The sequence below is a fragment of the Herpetosiphon gulosus genome (assembly GCF_039545135.1).
GTDB lineage: Bacteria > Chloroflexota > Chloroflexia > Chloroflexales > Herpetosiphonaceae > Herpetosiphon > Herpetosiphon gulosus.
The window spans coordinates 1-1,512 of sequence record NZ_BAABRU010000082.1; the positions used below are offsets into that span (position 1 = coordinate 1).

At 40.7% G+C, this 1,512-nt stretch carries 1 protein-coding gene; it reads left to right on the forward strand.

Annotated elements, in window-relative coordinates; all coding sequences use genetic code 11:
• Positions 1-172: 172 nt before the first annotated feature.
• A complete protein-coding gene (locus tag ABEB26_RS26815; RefSeq protein ID WP_345725163.1) occupies positions 173-748 on the forward strand; it encodes a VanZ family protein in 576 nt (191 codons plus the stop codon).
• The last annotated feature ends 764 nt before the right edge of the window (positions 749-1,512 follow it).

Genomic DNA, 1,512 nt, shown 5'->3' on the forward strand with positions numbered 1-1,512 from the left:
ATCACATCAGAAAATGGTATACTGGGCATTGACGGAACTCCTGTTGATGGTTGGTAAGCACATCCATCGTGGGACTTCCGTCTTGCTTTGTCAAGGGATTTTTTCGTTATCACTCACATCAGGCGTAGATATAGTATAGCGTAGTAATTCTATAAATTAAGAGGCCTAGTATATGCTACGAGAAACATTAGTATTTGCATTGTACTCATGTGTCATTATTATACCATTGTCGGTATGGATGAAAAAAAGGAATGGAAATATATCAAAAATACTTCTCTATTCAATATTCATAGTATACATCTTCGGATTTATTGCTCAGATATGTTTACCTATAAACTATCGTGGAACATCAATATTAGAAAATATCAAGAATTATCCGTATAATGAGTATATATATATTATACTATTTAAGCAGAAATATTTTGATATAAATCAGGGTGATGCATTATTGAGGATAATAAAATCATATATACTAAATATAATACTTACAATTCCTTTTGGGGTGTTATTTCCATTAATTAAACCAGTAAAAACGAAAAATATTATATGGATTGCTGTAATGGTCGGAATAATCGCTGAAACAATTCAATTGTCAACGGGGTTGATATTCGGGAATCAATTCAGGATAACACACATAGATGATGTAATTATGAATGCAATCGGCGTGATAATTGGTTTTTTAATATTGAAAGTAATAAAAAATATGGAATATATGAAATACCTGAAAATTGATACTAAATATCAATAAAAATGACAGAAAAATAGTTATTATATCCTTATTTGACGTTACTCTCCATAAGAGTAAACTGGTAAGCGAATCCCCCTCCTAGGGTATTCACAAAACTGTTCACCGGACGTGAATACCCTAGGAGGTGCTCACTATCTTAATTTTTCGGCTTTTTTCGATCCTCTTTTTGATATACCTGATCATTGCAAGTGTTCAAAAATCTGCTCACGAGACGCGCTAGGTTGAGATGTACAGTCGGAATGACCACAGATGGGCCGTGATTGGCCGTGGTTTTGGTGTTGATTCCGCCTGATCACAAACCCCTGCAATAGACTTGCAAGGGAGTGGTGACAGGGGTCAGTGAACACCCAATAGCCCTTAAAATGGGCTATTGACACAACGCCAGCAGCTTGTTAGATAAAGGCCTGACGGCCCGCTGCGCTCGCGCTTGCGCCTAACAAACCGCTAGCGTTCCGCCCTTGCGGGGCGGGCACGCGGCTGCGCCGCGCCACCGTGGGAAAATCCCCTGTCCAAGCTTAGCCAAGACCTCCCGAACATATACTGATACTTAAGGGATAGCTCTCACACGCGAACACATGTTGGCCTTGTCGCGTACTGAGAAAGCCGCTAGGATGGGAAGGGCATCGACCTGTGAGCATGGGACTGTCAAGTAGATTGTGTATTTCGCCCCATTACCCCGGAAAGCGTCCGTCAAAGCGAATGGCCAATTGGTTGCGAATCCGTGCCCAGTTTGGCAGCGTGACCCATTTTGCAGTGATATCGCG

Bases quoted from the DNA above. Each gene is read 5' to 3' on its own strand.
- ABEB26_RS26815 (WP_345725163.1), top strand. From the start codon at position 173: ATGCTACGAGAAACATTAGTATTTGCATTGTACTCATGTGTCATTATT.